This is a genomic window from Gilliamella sp. Choc5-1, from assembly GCF_001690595.1.
GTDB lineage: Bacteria > Pseudomonadota > Gammaproteobacteria > Enterobacterales > Orbaceae > Gilliamella > Gilliamella apicola_M.
Genome location: NZ_LZHH01000008.1, coordinates 17,582 through 35,033, shown reverse-complemented (window position 1 = coordinate 35,033; position 17,452 = coordinate 17,582). Strand labels below are relative to the sequence as shown.

The window sequence follows — 17,452 nt, the reverse complement described above, 5'->3', positions numbered from 1 at the left end:
AAAACAATCCGCTAATAACCGATTATCAAACTCTTTACCGCGGTCTGAATGAAATAAATCTAATTTCGATAATGGCAGTTTAATTTGGCTTAATGCCGACATAACAAGCTCTGCTGTTTTATGTTGACCAACATGGTAACCGACAATCTGCCTATCGGATAAGTTCACTAAAACACATAAATAGTTCCAACGTTGCTTAACTTGAATATAGGTTAAATCCGCAACAACAATTTGTTTTTTATCACCTACATCAAATTGTCGTTGCAGGTGATTTTCTGTGGCGGTTTCATTCACTTCCGTATTGTGAGATTGATAACGTTTAACGGTGTATTTTGATACCAGCAATAAGGCTTTCATCACCCGAGCAATGTAATGGCATGACACCCAAATATTCTCTTTTTGTAAATCAAAACGAATTCGTCTTGTACCATAAGACTGATAGCTCTGATTAAATAACGTCACGATTTTATCGGCATAAAGCCCTACTGATGTTTGTCTATTCAATTTACACTGATAATAAGCATAATATCTTGATAATCCTAAATATTGACATAGCTTTGTTATGCTATAACGATGTCGATTTGCTTTTAGGATAGCGATTTTCGTCCTATTATCAGTGCTGCTTGCTTTAGAATATCGTTTTCCATACGCAGCTGTTTAAGCTCGTTACGCAACGCGATTAGCTCTTGTTCTTGTGGACTGCGATTATCTTTTGTTTTAAATGAGCCACTTTGGCTTGATTGCGTTATCCAACGGTCCAATGCTGATGGCGTCAAATCATATTCTGCAACGATTTCACTACGTGATTTACCATGTTGATAAAGACTGACCATTTGGTGTTTAAAATCATCTGTGAATGTTCGTCTTTTGCGTTTAATCTTATTCATATTTGTTCCTTTTTTAGTTGTGATAAGTTTACCTTACCCCTTAAAAAAGTTGTATGAATTAGTGTAGCCGATCCAATGAGATAAAATTATTTAAAAAATATTTATTTATCTAAATGGAAAGTTGCTATTAAGATTAATGTAAATTATATGTGTCAATTAAACGAGTCGATTTCATCTTGTGTAAGTGGTCGATATTCACCTTCAGGTATATCAAGAATTATCTTACCTATTTGTTTGCGATGCAATTCAACAACATGGTTATTGACTGCTGCAAACATGCGTTTAACTTGATGATATCGTCCTTCACTAATAGTTAATTCAGCGTGAAAGTCATCAATAATATTTAATTCAGCTGGTTTGGTAAGTGATTTCTCATTTTTTAATTGGATACCATTTTTAAATATATCAATCAGTTCAATACATAATGGCTGTTCAACCGTGACGGCATAGACTTTTTCGCAATGATGTTTGGGTGATGTAATACGGTGTGACCACTTACCATCATCAGTAAGTAGAACAAGTCCTGTAGTATCAAGATCAAGTCTACCTGCTGCATGCAATTTTTCAGGCATTGGTTCATCAATAAAATAAAGTATAGTAGGGTGGTCAGGATCATCAGTTGAACAGACATAACCTTGAGGTTTATTAAGCATAAAGTAACGATTATTGGCTACGGGTATGATTTCATAACCATCATACTCGACCACTTGCTCGGGTAATAACTGGTAAGCGCCTGATTTTACTATTTCGCCATCGACGGTGACTTTTTTAGCTTTGAGCTCTTTGTTAACAATTGTTCTACTTATGCCTAAATGATGAGCAAGAAATTTGTCTAATCGCATAATCTAAATCATTTATCCTTATGAATTAAAGAGGCGTGTAAATGTCAAAACGGTGATTTTTAGTTTTAATTTCTGCCGTTGGTTTTTGGTCGGCTAAAAAAGGAGCATAATCGGGTCTTTTTACTACAACCCGTTTTTTTGCTAATTTTCTTGCTGGTTCTAATAGGCTATCTGCATCATTATCACAGCCCACTAATTGTTGAAAAATGCGCATCTCTTTTTTGACAAGCGCACTTTTTTGTCGATGTGGAAACATTGGATCGAGATAAATAACATCAGGTTTTTCAGGGTAAGTACTCAATCCCTCAATGCTTGAATGATAAATTAAACGTAAATGTTGCTCAAGCCAACTACCGATTTTGGGATCTTGGTAGGCACGCTGCAAGCCATCTTTTAGCAATGCAGCAACAACAGGATGTCTTTCAAACATAGTGACATGGCAACCGATTGATGCTAAAACAAATGCATCTCGACCAAGCCCTGCTGTGGTATCAAGAACTGTAGGTAAATACTCACCTTTGATACCTACTGCTTTAGCAATTGCTTCGCCACGCCCACCACCAAATTGGCGACGATGAGCCATTGTTCCAGAAACAAAGTTTACGCATATTGCCCCTAGTTTTGGTTCGTCAGTTTTTTGTAACTCAAGTTGATTGTTTTGGGTAACAAGAGCGAATGGAAGATCAGCATGTGTGGATAACCACTGCTCAGCTAATAATTTTAGCTGAGCAAAGTTAGAATTAGTGGATACCATAATGACGAAGTAATGCTTCAAGTTGAGGTTCGCGGCCTCGGAAGTTTTTAAATAATGTCATAGGCTCATCGCTACCACCCTGTGACAAGATATTATCAAGAAATGCATTGCCTGTTTTAGCGTTGAAAATACCTTCTTCTTCAAAACGTGAAAATGCATCAGCGGATAATACTTCTGCCCATAAATAGCTATAATAACCTGCAGCATAACCACCAGCAAAGATATGGCTAAATGCGTGTGGAAATCTTCCCCATTCAACGGTAGGAACAACCGCAACTTGCTTTCTTATTTCAGCCAATGTATTTAAAATATCAGGATCTTTTTGTGTATGTAATTTAAAGTCAAAAAGACCAAATTCCAATTGGCGTAAAATAAATAGTGCTGCTTGATAGTTTTTAGCATCTAGCATCTTTTCTAACATATCAGTTGGTAGCGGTTCACCAGTTTGATAATGCCCAGATATGAATGCAAGCGCTTCAGGCTGCCAGCACCAGTTTTCTAAAAATTGACTTGGTAATTCAACAGCATCCCATGGCACCCCATTAATACCAGAAACTGATGAAGTATCAATTTCGGTTAACATGTGGTGTAAACCATGACCAAATTCATGGAAAAGGGTTGTGACTTCGTCGTGTGTAAATAGTGCTGGTTTATCACCAACAGGGCGATTGAAGTTACAAGTTAAATAGGCAACGGGTTTTTGTACATGACCATCAGCAAAACGCATACGACCAATACAATCATCCATCCAAGCACCGCCACGCTTATGTTCACGTGCATATAAATCAAGATAGAAACTACCTTTTAACTCACCATTTGCGGCAAAGAGATCATAAAATTTAACTTCAGGATCCCAAACTTCAACGCCTTGTCGCTCTTTGGCTGTAATACCAAAAATGCGATGCACTACTTCAAATAAACCATTAATAACTCGTTGTTGAGGGAAATAAGGACGCAATTCTTCATCGTTGATAGCGTACAAATGCTGTTTTTGCTTTTCACTATAATAAGCTATATCCCATGGTTTGATGTCACTTGCGCCAAAAAACTCATAAGCATAACGTTTAAGATCTGCTAACTCTTTTTCACCTTGAGGTTTAGCTTTAGTTGCTAAATTGGTCAAAAATTCAATCACTTGAGTTGTTGAACTTGCCATTTTTGTTGCTAGTGATTTATTAGCGTAATTATCGAAGCCTAGTAATAGTGCAAGCTCATTGCGAAGCGTTAAGATTTGTTTGATAATTTCAGTGTTATCCCACTTACCTGCGTTTGGTCCTTGATCTGACGCACGAGTATTATAGGCTTGGTAAAGTTCAAATCGTAAATCACGATTATCACAGTAGGTCATGACGGGAAGATAACTTGGTATATCTAAGGTTAGTAACCAACCCTCTTTATCTTTTAATTTAGCCTGTTCTTTTGCGGCAGAAAGCGCACTTTCAGGCATGCCAGATAGTTCTTTGATATCGGTAATTAATTTTGACCATCCCATGGTAGCATCGAGCACATTGTTACTATATTTTGAGGATAATTCTGATAATTTTGCAACAATTTCACCGTAACGTTTCTGTTTGTCATCGGGTAAGCCAATTCCAGATAATTCAAAATCACGTAGTGCATTATCAACCACTTTTTTCTGTGCTTTGGTTAAAGTAGCATATTGTTCGCTTTCTTTAAGTTGCTTATAAGCTTGATATAAAGGTCTATGTTGCCCAACCCATGTGCTGTACTCAGATAGTAATGGCAGACAAGCTTCATAAGCTTCACGTAATTCAGGGCTATTTTTAACTGAGTTAAGATGACTAACTGGAGACCAAGCTCGTCCAAATTTTTCGTCTGCTTCATCAATTGGTTGAATTAAGTTATCCCAAGTATATTGGCTATTTTGCTTTAATACTGCTTCAATGGTATTTCTGCAGTTTTTTAAAGTTTCTTGTATAGCAGGCAAAACATGTTCGGGTTTAATTTGTGAAAAAAGGGGTAATGGTGCATCTGTTAATAATGGATTAGTCATGTAGCGATACCTTTATACAAATGGTGTTGTCTATTGATACAACATAATATGGTGGCGAAAACAATTAATTCAAGGGATTATCATGCTAAGAAATGGTTATAATCCCATAAGTTTGCGTTCACGTTGCCATTCAGTGGGGGTATAAGTCTTTATAGAAAGCGCATGAATACGGTTATCATTAATAAATTCAGCCAAAGGGGCATAGATTGCTTGTTGTTTTTTCACTCGATTTAAATCGGCAAATAATTCTCCTACAGCAATAACTTGGAAATGGCTTCCATCATCGGTTAGGACATGTACATCATCAAGTTCAAGCGAATTTTTTAATTTGTTTATAATTTCTTGTTTATCCATTATTCATACTCATCATTAATGTAAATTATGGGGGAGATTTTTTGTTAAAAAGTTTCCGGTAACTATGTGTTTCAGTATAAAAATTAACATTTTTTAAATATTAATTACAGGTTGTAGATCATACAATGTAATTAATGTTTGTAGCTGAGGATTAATACCTTTGAGCTTTACATGATATTTATTGCAAAAATAAATTAAAGTTGCGAGCCCTGAAGAATCAACCCGAGTAAGTTGCGCAACATCAATGCATTTTACACCATTTAAAATAGTATTTTGTGTTGACCACAAATCGTTTAAAGAGTGAACATCAAGTTCACCCTGTAAAGATAATATTTCTTGTTGTTTTTCTGTTTTTATTCGCGACATTATGGCTAGCCTTTTGGTTTAGCGTTTGGGTCAATATTGCGAGTTGAAAGATCAGTTAATTGTTTAGTTAATGCATCAATACCATCTTGACGTAAAATTGTTGACCATTCATTTTGTTTGGTGGTGATCATGCTAACGCCTTCGGCAATTAAATCATACGCTTTCCATTCGCCAGTCACTGAATTTTTACGCCATTGGAAATCAATACGCAATGGTTGTTGGTTTTTATTAGGTTGGTTTAATAAAACACGAATAGAGATAAGCGTTTTACCTGTTAAATCTTTTGGTGATTCAACTTGATAAGTTTGACCATTATACATAGATAATGCTTGAGCAAAAGCTTGTACCAAATAGTTTTCAAAAGCAGCAAAATAAGCTTTACGTTGCGCATCTGTAGCACTTTTATAATAATTACCTAAAATTAATGCACCAGCATACTTTACTTGTACATAAGGTAATAAATCTGTTCTTACTATCTCTTTTAGTTTATTAGGGTTTGATTTTAATGTCGCAGATTGTGAATTCATAGTGCTAAAAAGCTTATCAGCAGAAATTTGCATTTCTTTATAAGGATCATTTTCAGCAAATGCTATCGTACTAAATACTAAAGCTAATACTAACACAATCGTTTGTTTGAATTTTGTTAACATGTGAACTCCTTATTCGTCATTTTTATTTTGTGTATCTTGTTGTTTATCTTTCTTTGAGTTGCCAATTCCATAGATAAATTGACCGATTAAATCTTCAATGAGCATTGCGGGTTTGGTATTATGTATGACAAAACCTTCTTCAAAGTAAGGTGGAATTTTGTTTTTTTGCAAAGTGGCGTTGGCTACGCCGTCAGAATCAATATCAAACTCAGTCATTCGATCAAATCCAAGGTTAATATCAATAAATTGTTCACCTAATAACCCTGATGTTTTAATTGAAAGCGAACTTGAGCTTGGAATTTTGTTGTATTGTGCATCAATATCTATTGTCACATAGGGTTTGTAGATATCTTGCTTAGATGAGTGTAGAGTAATATTACTTATACGCCCAATAACCACACCACCAACTTTGATTGGTGAGCGTGCTTTTAATCCGCCAATATTATCAAATACAGCATAAACTCGATATGAATTATGACTAGCAAATGATGTTGGATCCGTTACACGGAAACATAAAAAAAGTACCGAGCAAATGACCAGTACCATAAATAATCCTACTGTGATTTCAACTTTACGACTCATGTTTAATGACCTCAATGACTAAACATTAATGCGGTTAAAATAAAATCTAACCCCAAAATTACTAATGATGAATAAACAACAGTGCTTGTTGTTGCTCGACTAATTCCTTCTGATGTTGGTACACAATCATAACCATTGAAAAGTGCAATCCAAGTGCTAGCAATAGCAAATGCAAAGCTTTTTACAAAACAGTTACCTAGATCATGCCACCAATCAACATTACTTTGAATAGATGACCAAAAAAAGCCTGCATCAATACCTTTCCAATCAACACCTACAATAACACCACCTAAAATACCAACGGTAACAAAAATTGCAGTTAAAAATGGCATACTGAAAAAACCAGCCCAAAAACGAGGTGCAATAATACGTCGTAATGGATCAATTGCCATCATTTCCATACTTGATAGCTGCTCAGTTGCTTTCATTAAGCCGATTTCAGCCGTTAATGCAGAGCCAGCACGGCCTGCAAACAGCAAACCAGCAACAACAGGACCTAACTCACGAAGTAGGGCAAGGGCTACCATCATTCCAAGGCTGGCTTCAGCACCAAAAGTGGTCAGAATAAAATAACCTTGCAAGGCCAAAACCATGCCAATAAAAAGACCAGAAACAATAATAATAGTGAGTGATTGTACTCCAACAAAATAAAATTGCTTAATGAGCAATGGGAATTGTTTATTAAATTGTGGCTTACCTATTAATGCCCTAAAGAGCATCACACCAGAACGACCAATCATCGCAATGATATCAATAAACCATTGTCCTAATTTTGCCAGTAAATTTAACATTATTTTGTACCTCTGCTTAGGTCTAATTTGTAATCTTCAGCAGGATAATGAAAAGGTACTGGACCATCAGCCAACCCGTCAAGGAATTGTTTTACTCGTAAATCATCATTATCACGTAATTGCTGTGATGTACCACCTGCAATAATATGTTGTTCGGCTACAATGTAAGCATAATCTGCAATACTGAGCACTTCGGTCACGTCATGGCTAACAACGATACAGGTTAATCCTAATGATTGGTTTATTTCAGATATCAGTTTAACAATAACTCCCATAGATATAGGATCTTGCCCAGCAAAAGGTTCATCAAACATAATTAAATCGGGATCAAGTGCAATGGCTCTAGCTAATGCTGCTCGCCTTGCCATACCGCCAGATAGTTCCGATGGCATCATTTGAGCTGCACCACGTAAACCAACAGCTTGTAATTTCATTAAGACTAAATTATGCAATATAGGTTCAGGTAATTTGAAGTGCTCACGTAGTGGGTAAGCAACATTATCAAACACAGTTAGATCGGTAAATAAAGCTCCCGATTGGAATAACATGCTCATGCGTTTGCGTACTTCATAAAGTCGGGAGCGAGACATGCTTGGAATGTCTTCACCATCGAATAAAATTTTTCCTGACTGGGGTTTTAATTGACCACCAATGAGCCTTAGTAGTGTGGTTTTACCAATTCCTGAAGGTCCCATGATTGCTGTCACTTTTCCTTTCGGGACATTCAAACTCATATTTTTATAAATAGGCCTTGTTCCACGATAAAAAGACATATCGTGAATTTCAACCAAATTTTGTTGTAATGCGTTTGTCACATTGATTTCCTAGATTTCTAGAATGGTAAAATTTTGCTTATTTTACTTGATATTTGTAAATAAAGAAATCAATTAAACGTTTTGCCTATTTGTGTATAACTGCTCAATAAATAGTTTTTATACTCGATGGCTGATTTTTATAGGCAAACAGAGGTTTTACGTAAAATATCTTATTAGAGAGATAAAAGATAATTAAGGCTATTTTTCTAAATAATAAATGGGGAAAGTTATATTTTAGCTCCCCCCATTTTTTACTGATCATGCATAACTAAAAGTGATTATGTGTTTTATTCATGCCGTGCTTTACGAGCTAAATAATTACCAGTGTTTTGAATAAATTGTATAGCAATAACTAGTATCACCACGCAGATATAAGTAACAGTATTATCAAAACGTTGATAACCGTATGACACAGCTAAATCGCCAATACCGCCAGCACCAATAGCACCAGCCATCGCTGTAGCACCAATTAAACCTATAGTAGCAGTTGTAAGCGTTAAAATTAAAGAGCTAAATGCCTCTGGTAACATAAAATACCAAATAATTTGTATTGGCGTCGCTCCCATTGATTGAGCCGCTTCAATAATACCACTATTCACGTCAAGTAATGAATTTTCAACTAATCTAGCAATGTAAGGAGCAACATAAAATGTTAACGGAACAATCGCTGCTATAGTGCCAATAGAGCTATTTACAATGACCTTTGTTAAAGGTTGGATAGCAACTAATAAAATAATAAAAGGCAATGAGCGAACTATATTAATAATCGGATTGATAATACGAAACACTCGACTATTTTCTAATAGTCCATAAGGTCTTGTTGTAACTAAGCAAATACCAAGTGGAATTCCGATTAATGAACCTAAAATTAAGGAGAAAACTACCATAATTAGGGTGTCATAGAATGCTTGAACAAATTGTTCAGTGGTTACTGATGTTGCAAAGCAAGAGGCCAAATAGTCAATTATAGTATTAAATATTTCCATTTTTACTCATCTCCCAATGTTTAATTTCAGTGACTTGCACACCGCGCTCACGTAAGTAATGTACTGATTCTTTGATATTACTATCGTTACCTTTTAGTTGAACAAACATACTACCTAAAACCGTTTTTTCGATTTCTGACATATGGGCAAACAAAATATTGACGATAACTTTTTGTTGCAGTATAAGTGAATTCATCACGGGTTCTGACGCAGATCGTCCTAAGAATTCGAGCTTAAATAATTTAATATTTTCTTTTTTACCTTCTATTTCTAACAAATTTTCGACAACACCATTTGGAATTTGATTGTTGATCACTGAGCTAACAAAATTTTGAGTAGTTTGGTGTTTTGGTTGTCCAAATACGTCAAGTACGTTACCTTGTTCTATAATCTTGCCTTTTTCCATTACTGCAACTTTATGGCAAATTTGTTCAATTACATGCATTTCGTGAGTGATTAACACGACTGTTATTTTATATTTTTCATTGATTTTTTTGATTAAATCTAAAATAGCTTGAGTGGTTTGTGGATCAAGTGCTGAAGTTGCTTCATCACATAGTAAAATATCAGGATCGTTGGCTAATGCTCGGGCGATACCAATGCGCTGTTTTTGCCCACCAGAAAGCTCTTTGGGATAGCTGTTAGCTTTATCACTTAATCCAACAAATTCCAAAAGTTCATAGACTTTTTGTTTAATCGAATGTTTATCTTTTTTGATTAAAATTAAAGGAATAGCAATATTTTCAAATACGTTTTTTGATTCAAGCAAATTAAAATGCTGAAAAATCATACCAATTTTTTGGCGAGTTTGACGTAATTCAGTACTAGATAATTGATTTAACAGTTTATTTTGAATAATGACATTGCCTTGTGTTGGTTTTTCAAGAAAGTTAATTAAGCGCACTAAGGTACTTTTACCTGCACCGCTGTAACCAATAATGCCGTAAATATCACCTTTACTGATGGTTAAATTAATATCGTTTAAAGCTTGTGTTGTGACGCCATTTCTTTCATATTGTTTTGAGACATGTTCAAATTTAATCATTGTTCATCACCTATTTATTTTGTTCTAGTTGAATAAGTGCTTGCTTAGGCAATTTGGCTGAATCATTTATTGCAGGTGTTTATATTGCATATTCAACGATTGACAATAATTGATATATCTAACGGTATCACAGGTTAAATTGTTGCTCTAATAATCGTTTTTTATATCTTATTCCATATAGTTATAAGATAGAATTACTTGGAATAAATGAATGCTTTTTTCTGTGTTAGAGTGTATTTAATGCTTATAGCTTATAGAGGATAGCTGAAGTGAAAAATGCGTTTATCAAACAAAAAATATTTAAATACATATCAGTCGTTTTAGTTGCTAGTTTAGCGTTTTTGACTATTGGTTGTGATAATTCGTCTAAACCAGTCGATAATCAGACAAAAAAAGAAATTAGCATGGGCGTATCACCAGGTCCATATAACGATCTTTTTAATGATGCTGTTAAACCCATACTTGAATCAGAGGGTTATAAGGTTAAATTAGTGAATTTTCCGCATTTACTTGAATCAGACGTAGCTTTAAGTGAAGGTAGTATTGATTTAACCGTTGCACAGCACACAGCTTATATGAATGTGTTTAATGCCCAGCGTAAAGCAAATTTAAAATCGGTTGTGCATGTACCATCGGTACCTGCGGCAATATTTTCAAATAAGTTCACCTCATTAACGCAAGTTTTTTCAGGAGCAAAAGTTGCTATTCCACAAGATGCTTCTAATGCAGCTCGTTCATATAATCTACTTGAAAAAGCTGGTTGGATAAAATTAAAAAATAATACAAATCCTATTATTGTTAGTAAAAATGATATTGCTCAAAATATTGCAGGTATTGAAATTATTGAAATGGATTCGGCCAATATTCCTAGAGTGCTTAATGAATTAGATTTTGCGGTAATTCCAGGTAGCATTGTTTATTCTGCTAATATTGACTCGAACAAAGCATTACTTTCTGAAACCATCATTCCTGATTTGGAAATTATGGTTGTAGTGAATGAAGGAAACGAAAATAGTCGATGGGCTCAAGATGTGAAGCGTATTTATCAATCTCAACAATTTAAAGATTATATGAAAACGCATAACCAAAATGGTTATTGGGTGATGCCTCAAGAATAAGCATAGCAAGGTAAAGTAATGAAGAAAAGCCCGTTTGATAACGGGCATTTTAGTATCGTGCCATCTGTTTATCAATTGTTAGCGCCCAAGCATCAATCCCTCCTGTAAGATTATAGAGAAAGTTAGGATCAAAACCGTTTTCTGCTAAATAATGAGCAACAGTTAGGCTACGTCTGCCGTGATGACAATAAATAACAATATCGATTTCATCTGGGATTTTATCTAGATATAAAGGGATCATATTCATTGGAATATGAGTTGCGTTGCCAATACTGCAAATGGCTATTTCATTGGGTTCTCGTACATCGAGTAGAAATAGATTATCTTGCTGATTTAATTTTTGTGCAAGTTCTATGGGAGTGATTTCTTTTATTGTCATTATTTAAAACTTATTAAAGCGCTTGTAAAAAAGTTTCAGGAAACTCTACGTTTTAGTATAAAATTTCAACTTCAATTTTAAATTTATTAATAGCATCCTACAACGATATTGCAGAATGCTATTTCCTATTTAGGCTTCTAGTGCCTTGTTAATTTTTTCAAATAAATCTTTAGATAAATTTTCAATTTTTAGCAATGCCTCAAGTGCTTTTTGCATCTGCTGTTGACGATTTTTGTCGTAACGTTTTAATCGAATTAGAGGATCGATAAGCCTTGCTGCAACTTGCGGATTTTTTAGGTTTAACTCAGTGAGAATTTCAACTAAAAATTGATAACCACTGCCATCTTCAGCGTGAAATGCCACAGGGTTATTATTTACAAATGCTCCAATTAATGCACGAATCCGATTTGGGTTACTGAGTGTAAATGAGCGGTGAGTTAATAATTTTTTCACGGTAGCAAGAACATTCTTTTCTGGGCTTGTTGCGTTTAGTGCTAACCATTTGTCCATAACAAGTCCATCTTGATGCCATTTGTCATCAAAGTTAGCCAATAACTCAGTTCGACAATCAAGTTCAGCTTTTACAGCAACACTCAAGGCGGCTAAACAATCAGTCATATTATTTGCTTGATAATATTGTTGGTTAACCAATGTATTGGCGTGCGAATTATCATCGGCATGAGCTAATAAAGTTAAACAACAGTTTTTAAGTGACCGCTTAGCAATGTCATTATGTTTAATTTGATATTGTGATGTTTTATTGTGGTGATAAACGGCTAATAGTTCATCATAAAATTCGTTTGCAAAATGAGTTAACAAAAATAGACGCACTTGATGAATTGCGATTGGATCAACCACAGTAAATAAATTCGCCAACTCGTTTTCAGATGGCAAGGTTAATATTTGTGCAATAAGGAAAGGGTCAGTTTTTTCTGATAACAATACGGCTCTAAATGCATCTAATACTGAATCAGGCAACATTAGATTTTGATTTTCTTGATAATTTTTCACATTCGAGCGAACATATTTTGCTAATAACATTTGAGCTGCATCGTAACGGCTAAATGCGTTAGTAGCGTGTTGCATTAAGAAAATAAGATCATTATCTTGATAATCATAAGTTAACTTAACAGGTGCTGAAAAATCACGTAATACTGAAATAATCGGTTTTTGAGTTACGTTATCAAAGATAAATTGTTGTTTGTTTTGTGTTAAATTTAAAACATGGTGAACAGATTTGCTTTGGTATTGCAGTGGAATTATTTCACCATTATGTTGATATAACTCGATATCAAGTGGGATATGCAAAGCCTGTTTTTGTGCTTGATCTTGAGTAGCTGGCGTATATTGTTCTACTGTTAAAGTATATTGTTGATTTTTCTCGTCATAATTATCGGTAACGGTTAATTCAGGTGTTCCTGATTGGCTATACCATAATTTAAATTGAGTTAAATCGATACCTGAGGCATCTTGCATGGCTGCAACAAAATCATCACAAGTTGCGGCACTACCATCATGGCGTTTAAAATAAAGTTTCATCCCTGCTTGAAATTTATCTTCTCCTAATAAAGTATGCATCATTCGAATAACTTCAGCGCCTTTTTCGTACACGGTGACTGTGTAAAAGTTATTCATTTCTATTACTTGTTCAGGCCGAATAGGGTGAGACATTGGACTAGCATCTTCGGCAAATTGAACGGTGCGCAAAAGTTTGACATCCTCAATGCGTTTTACTGCACGAGATCCCATATCAGCGCTAAATTCCTGATCTCGAAATACAGTTAATCCTTCTTTTAAACTAAGTTGGAACCAGTCGCGACAGGTTACCCGATTACCAGTCCAGTTGTGAAAATATTCATGGCCAATTACACCTTCAATACCTAGATAGTCATCATCTGTTGCTGTTTGTGGTTTGGCAAGCACATATTTTGAATTAAAGATATTTAATCCTTTGTTTTCCATTGCTCCCATATTGAAAAAATCAACCGCTACAATCATAAAGATATCTAAGTCGTATTCAAGCCCAAAGCGTGTTTCGTCCCAACGCATGGCATTTTTTAAGCTTGTCATAGCCCACTGCGAACGATCTAAATTACCTTTATCAACGTAAATTTCTAAATCAACTTTCCGCTTTGATTGCGTGATAAACTGATCTTTTAAAATATCAAAATCACCAGCAACTAATGCAAATAAGTAAGCCGGTTTCGGAAAAGGATCTTGCCATTGTACCCAATGACGTCCATCTGCAAGCTCGCCTTGCGCTATGCGATTACCGTTCGAAAGTAGATAAGGATAATGTTGTTTATTCGCGGTAATACGTGTTGAAAAGCGAGCAAGAACGTCAGGTCTGTCAAGATAATAGGTAATATGGCGGAATCCTTCTGCTTCACATTGAGTACAGAGCGCTTCGCCTGATACATATAATCCTTCAAGTGCTGTATTGTCAATTGGTTTGATTTCGTTAACAATCGTTAATGTAAATTCTGCTGGAACACGCTGAATGATTAAACCAGCTTTTGTGAGCTGATAATCATGCCATGGTTGTTCGTCAATATTAACAGAAATCAATTTAAGATCTTCACCATCTAAAATTAAATTGTCCACTTCATTATTTTTCTTAATAACACGGCTACGAGCTGTGACGGTTGTTATTTCGGGAGCTAAATCAAAATCAAGATCAATGTCGGTAATGGTAAAATCGGGTGATTTATAATCAAGACGATTTTTGGCAATAGGCTGTGATTCAGGTGTTTTTGTATTCATGTTGTTATGACCTTTTGGTTTGAAATCAATTTATATTTTATACTGGTTGATATTATAGTCGATTAAAAACAATCTTATTACATAATTAATCTATATCTTCATTATTATTCTGCTATAATCTTTGAAATTTTTATTTAAAGCAATAGCACTAAATTTACATGTTACCAGCAATAATTACATCAATATTAGATACTGATGCTTATAAGTTGCATATGCAACAGGCTGTATTTCATTTCTACCCAGAGGTAACTGTCGTTGCGCAGTTTCGTTGTCGTAGTGATGATTTATTGGGGCAATATGTTGATGAAATAATACATCAAGTGAAATTAATGGAATCATTGGCGCTGTCTGATGATGAATTTAACTATTTATCAAATATTTCTTTTTTTAAATCTGACTATTTAAATTGGCTTAAAAAATGGCGTTTTAATAGTGATTTGCTCACTATTAAAAATGAAGGTGGCGTGCTTTCTATTACAATTGAAGGTAAATGGCTAGATGTTATTTTATGGGAAGTACCATTACTTGCCGTTATCAGTGAAATTTTTCATAAAGATCGCTCACCTAATATTGGCGTTCCTGAAGCACTAGCTCGGCTAAAAGATAAATTGGCGTTGTTTAATGAAAAAACAGCTAGTATGGATATGTCGGGCTTTAATTTAATGGATTTTGGTACACGTAGGCGTTATTCGTTTGCGGTGCAAGAGGCCGTTGTCAGTTATTTGAAAATGCACTTTCATAACTTTCATAGTACTAGCAATTATTTACTGGCTTATCGTTTAGGGCTTACTCCTGTTGGAACGCAAGCACACGAGTGGTTTCAGGCTCATCAACGCTTAAGTGCTAATCTTCAAGATTGCCAAAGAAATGCTCTTCAGGTTTGGTTAGATGAATATCCTTATGACTTAGGAATAGCATTAACAGATTGTATTACAATGGATGCATTTTTACGCGATTTTAATTTGCATTTTGCTTCTCATTATCAAGGGCTTCGTCATGATTCAGGTGATTCAATTCAATGGGGTGAAAAAGCAATTGCTCATTATCAGCAATTGGGCATAGATCCACAAACTAAACTTTTAGTCTTTTCTGATAGCTTAAATTTTGATAAGGCGATTAAAATCTATCAACATTTTAATCATCGCGTAAAATTATCTTTTGGCGTCGGCGGTTTTTTAGCTTGTGATATTCCATCTAAAGATGCCAATACCAAAGCATTGAACATTGTGCTTAAATTAACAGAATGTAATAATCAATCTGTGGCTAAACTATCAGATAGTCCAGGTAAAACGATATCTCAGGATTTAGATTTTATTGATGAATTAAAACGAACTTTTAGTATTAAACAATGATAATAATTCATGTTTAACTTATTATTAATATTAGAAACTAAAAATTAGTAATAAAAAACTAGTTATTCAAGAATTCCATTTAGTTATGGGATAGTCTTTAGAATATATCTGTATTACTTTAAATATTACTTAAACAAATTAATGTAGAGATGGATAATTAAATGACTTCAGTTGCACCTATTGTTGATGTGTTACAAGGCAAAATTGCTGTTGGTAGCGCTATTTCAGTTCAAGGTTGGGTAAGAACTCGCCGTGATTCTAAAGCAGGTATTTCATTTTTAGCTGTTTACGATGGTTCCTGCTTTGACCCTATTCAAGCTGTTATTGAAAATAATTTACCTAATTATGAACAAGAAATCTTGCGTTTAACAGCTGGTTGTTCCGTTAAAGTCACTGGTAAAGTAGTGGAGTCACCAGGTCAAGGTCAAAAATATGAATTACAAGCAACGCAAGTTGAAGTGTATGGCTTTGTTGACGATCCCGAGACTTACCCAATGGCAGCAAAGCGCCATTCAATTGAATATCTTCGTGAAGTTGCTCACTTGCGTGCAAGAACCAACATTGTTGGTGCGATAACGCGTGTACGCCATACGCTTGCGCAAGCAATTCATCAATTTTTTAATGATCGTGGCTTTTATTGGCTATCAACTCCTATTATTACCGCATCAGATACTGAAGGGGCGGGCGAAATGTTTCGCGTTTCAACACTTGATATGCTAAATCTACCTAAATCTGATAATGGTAAAGTTGATTTTGATAAAGATTTCTTTGGTAAAGAAGCTTTTTTAACCGTTTCTGGGCAATTAAACGCCGAAACTTACGCTTGTGCACTTTCTAAAGTTTATACTTTTGGTCCAACATTTAGGGCAGAGAACTCAAATACTACTCGCCATTTAGCTGAGTTTTGGATGATGGAGCCTGAAGTAGCATTCGCTGATCTAAATGATAATGCAAAGCTTGCTGAAGATATGTTGAAATATGTGTTTAAAGCTGTGCTAGAAAAACGAGCTGACGATATGCAATTTTTTGCACAGCATGTCGATAAAGAAGCAATCAATCGCCTTGAAAACTTTATTAATGCTGATTTTGCTCAAGTGGATTACACTGATGCTATTACCATTTTACAAAATTGTGATGTTAAATTTGAAAACCCAGTCAGCTGGGGAATTGATTTAGCTTCAGAACATGAGCGTTATTTAGCTGAACAACATTTTAAAGCACCAGTGGTAGTAAAAAACTATCCGAAAGATATTAAAGCTTTTTATATGCGTATGAATGATGACGGTAAAACGGTAGCGGCAATGGATGTTTTAGCGCCAGGAATTGGTGAAATCATTGGTGGATCTCAGCGTGAGGAACGTTTAGATATGTTGGATAAGCGCATGGAAGAATTGGGACTCAAAAAAGAAGATTATTGGTGGTATCGTGATTTACGTCGATACGGTACTGTGCCGCATTCTGGTTTTGGTTTAGGCTTTGAACGTTTAATTGTTTATGTAACAGGTGTTCAAAATGTGCGCGATGTTATCCCATTCCCAAGAACGCCGCGTAATGCTAATTTTTAAGTTAATTGAAAATGAAGCCCAAATTTAGTTAAGATTAAAAATAATAAATCCCACCCTTAAATGGTTAAAAATTAACCTAACAGAGCTAATTTATGGGTTAGACATCATATTTAATGAAAAGTTCGCTTGATTTTAAAAAAAATTTATACATAATTTACGATACTGTAAAAAGTGGATAAAGATAATAAA

General features: G+C 34.9%; 18 protein-coding genes. 3 read left to right on the top strand and 15 right to left on the bottom strand.

Annotated elements, in window-relative coordinates; genetic code table 11:
* The 13 genes from A9G35_RS00620 to A9G35_RS00560 form a co-directional block, all read right to left on the bottom strand.
* The coding region (locus A9G35_RS00620) for a DDE-type integrase/transposase/recombinase (protein ID WP_141673715.1) at positions 1-504 on the bottom strand (504 nt) is incomplete at its 3' end.
* 83 nt (positions 505-587) lie between these two features.
* Complete coding sequence (locus A9G35_RS00615; protein WP_065635262.1) at positions 588-887, bottom strand: transposase; 300 nt, start codon at positions 885-887, stop codon at positions 588-590.
* 152 nt (positions 888-1,039) lie between these two features.
* Entirely contained in the window at positions 1,040-1,729 is a 690-nt protein-coding gene (rsuA, locus tag A9G35_RS00610) for a 16S rRNA pseudouridine(516) synthase RsuA (protein ID WP_065635261.1), read from the bottom strand.
* 25 nt (positions 1,730-1,754) lie between these two features.
* Positions 1,755-2,483 carry a class I SAM-dependent methyltransferase gene (locus tag A9G35_RS00605; protein WP_065635260.1) on the bottom strand — a complete coding sequence of 243 codons (729 nt, stop codon included), beginning with the start codon at positions 2,481-2,483 and terminating at the stop codon, positions 1,755-1,757.
* Positions 2,470-4,497 (bottom strand): oligopeptidase A, encoded by a 2,028-nt coding sequence (gene prlC, locus A9G35_RS00600; RefSeq protein WP_065635259.1) that lies wholly within the window; start codon positions 4,495-4,497, stop codon positions 2,470-2,472. The genes A9G35_RS00605 and prlC overlap by 14 nt, the downstream gene beginning before the upstream one ends.
* 96 nt (positions 4,498-4,593) lie before the next feature.
* Positions 4,594-4,851, bottom strand: a complete 258-nt coding sequence (locus A9G35_RS00595) for a BolA family protein (protein WP_065560910.1) — start codon at positions 4,849-4,851, stop codon at positions 4,594-4,596.
* A gap of 93 nt (positions 4,852-4,944) precedes the next feature.
* Positions 4,945-5,217, bottom strand: a complete 273-nt coding sequence (locus tag A9G35_RS00590) for an STAS domain-containing protein (RefSeq protein WP_065607173.1) — start codon at positions 5,215-5,217, stop codon at positions 4,945-4,947.
* A gap of 5 nt (positions 5,218-5,222) precedes the next feature.
* Complete coding sequence (mlaC, locus tag A9G35_RS00585) at positions 5,223-5,867, bottom strand: phospholipid-binding protein MlaC (protein ID WP_065635258.1); 645 nt, start codon at positions 5,865-5,867, stop codon at positions 5,223-5,225.
* A 9-nt stretch (positions 5,868-5,876) separates the two neighbouring features.
* Complete coding sequence (gene mlaD, locus A9G35_RS00580; protein WP_065635257.1) at positions 5,877-6,449, bottom strand: outer membrane lipid asymmetry maintenance protein MlaD; 573 nt, start codon at positions 6,447-6,449, stop codon at positions 5,877-5,879.
* A gap of 11 nt (positions 6,450-6,460) precedes the next feature.
* Positions 6,461-7,240 (bottom strand): lipid asymmetry maintenance ABC transporter permease subunit MlaE, encoded by a 780-nt coding sequence (gene mlaE, locus A9G35_RS00575; RefSeq protein ID WP_141671397.1) that lies wholly within the window; start codon positions 7,238-7,240, stop codon positions 6,461-6,463.
* Positions 7,240-8,055: a phospholipid ABC transporter ATP-binding protein MlaF gene (mlaF, locus tag A9G35_RS00570; RefSeq protein ID WP_218057153.1), complete on the bottom strand. Its 816-nt coding sequence runs from the start codon at positions 8,053-8,055 to the stop codon at positions 7,240-7,242. Before mlaF ends, mlaE begins: the two co-directional genes overlap by 1 nt.
* Before the next feature lie 287 nt (positions 8,056-8,342).
* Positions 8,343-8,942, bottom strand: coding sequence for a methionine ABC transporter permease (locus A9G35_RS00565; protein WP_442903157.1), 600 nt, complete (start codon positions 8,940-8,942; stop codon positions 8,343-8,345).
* 85 nt (positions 8,943-9,027) lie between these two features.
* The gene (locus A9G35_RS00560; protein ID WP_034911491.1) at positions 9,028-10,086 is read right to left on the bottom strand and encodes a methionine ABC transporter ATP-binding protein; all 1,059 of its coding nucleotides are present in this window, start codon (positions 10,084-10,086) and stop codon (positions 9,028-9,030) included.
* A 269-nt stretch (positions 10,087-10,355) separates the two neighbouring features.
* On the opposite strand from A9G35_RS00560, the gene A9G35_RS00555 reads away from it, so the two are divergent.
* Entirely contained in the window at positions 10,356-11,204 is an 849-nt protein-coding gene (locus A9G35_RS00555; RefSeq protein WP_218055883.1) for a MetQ/NlpA family ABC transporter substrate-binding protein, read from the top strand.
* A 49-nt stretch (positions 11,205-11,253) separates the two neighbouring features.
* On the opposite strand, the gene A9G35_RS00550 is transcribed toward A9G35_RS00555, so the two are convergent.
* Positions 11,254-11,583 (bottom strand): rhodanese-like domain-containing protein, encoded by a 330-nt coding sequence (locus A9G35_RS00550; RefSeq protein ID WP_034911495.1) that lies wholly within the window; start codon positions 11,581-11,583, stop codon positions 11,254-11,256.
* Positions 11,584-11,712: 129 nt separating this feature from the next.
* Complete coding sequence (pepN, locus tag A9G35_RS00545; protein ID WP_065635255.1) at positions 11,713-14,346, bottom strand: aminopeptidase N; 2,634 nt, start codon at positions 14,344-14,346, stop codon at positions 11,713-11,715.
* A 158-nt stretch (positions 14,347-14,504) separates the two neighbouring features.
* Here pepN and pncB point away from each other — a divergent pair, with 158 nt between their 5' ends.
* Both pncB and asnS read left to right on the top strand, forming a co-directional pair.
* The gene (gene pncB / locus A9G35_RS00540) at positions 14,505-15,698 is read left to right on the top strand and encodes a nicotinate phosphoribosyltransferase (RefSeq protein ID WP_065635254.1); all 1,194 of its coding nucleotides are present in this window, start codon (positions 14,505-14,507) and stop codon (positions 15,696-15,698) included.
* A gap of 161 nt (positions 15,699-15,859) precedes the next feature.
* Positions 15,860-17,263, top strand: a complete 1,404-nt coding sequence (asnS, locus tag A9G35_RS00535; protein ID WP_065635253.1) for an asparagine--tRNA ligase — start codon at positions 15,860-15,862, stop codon at positions 17,261-17,263.
* Positions 17,264-17,452 lie beyond the last annotated feature (189 nt).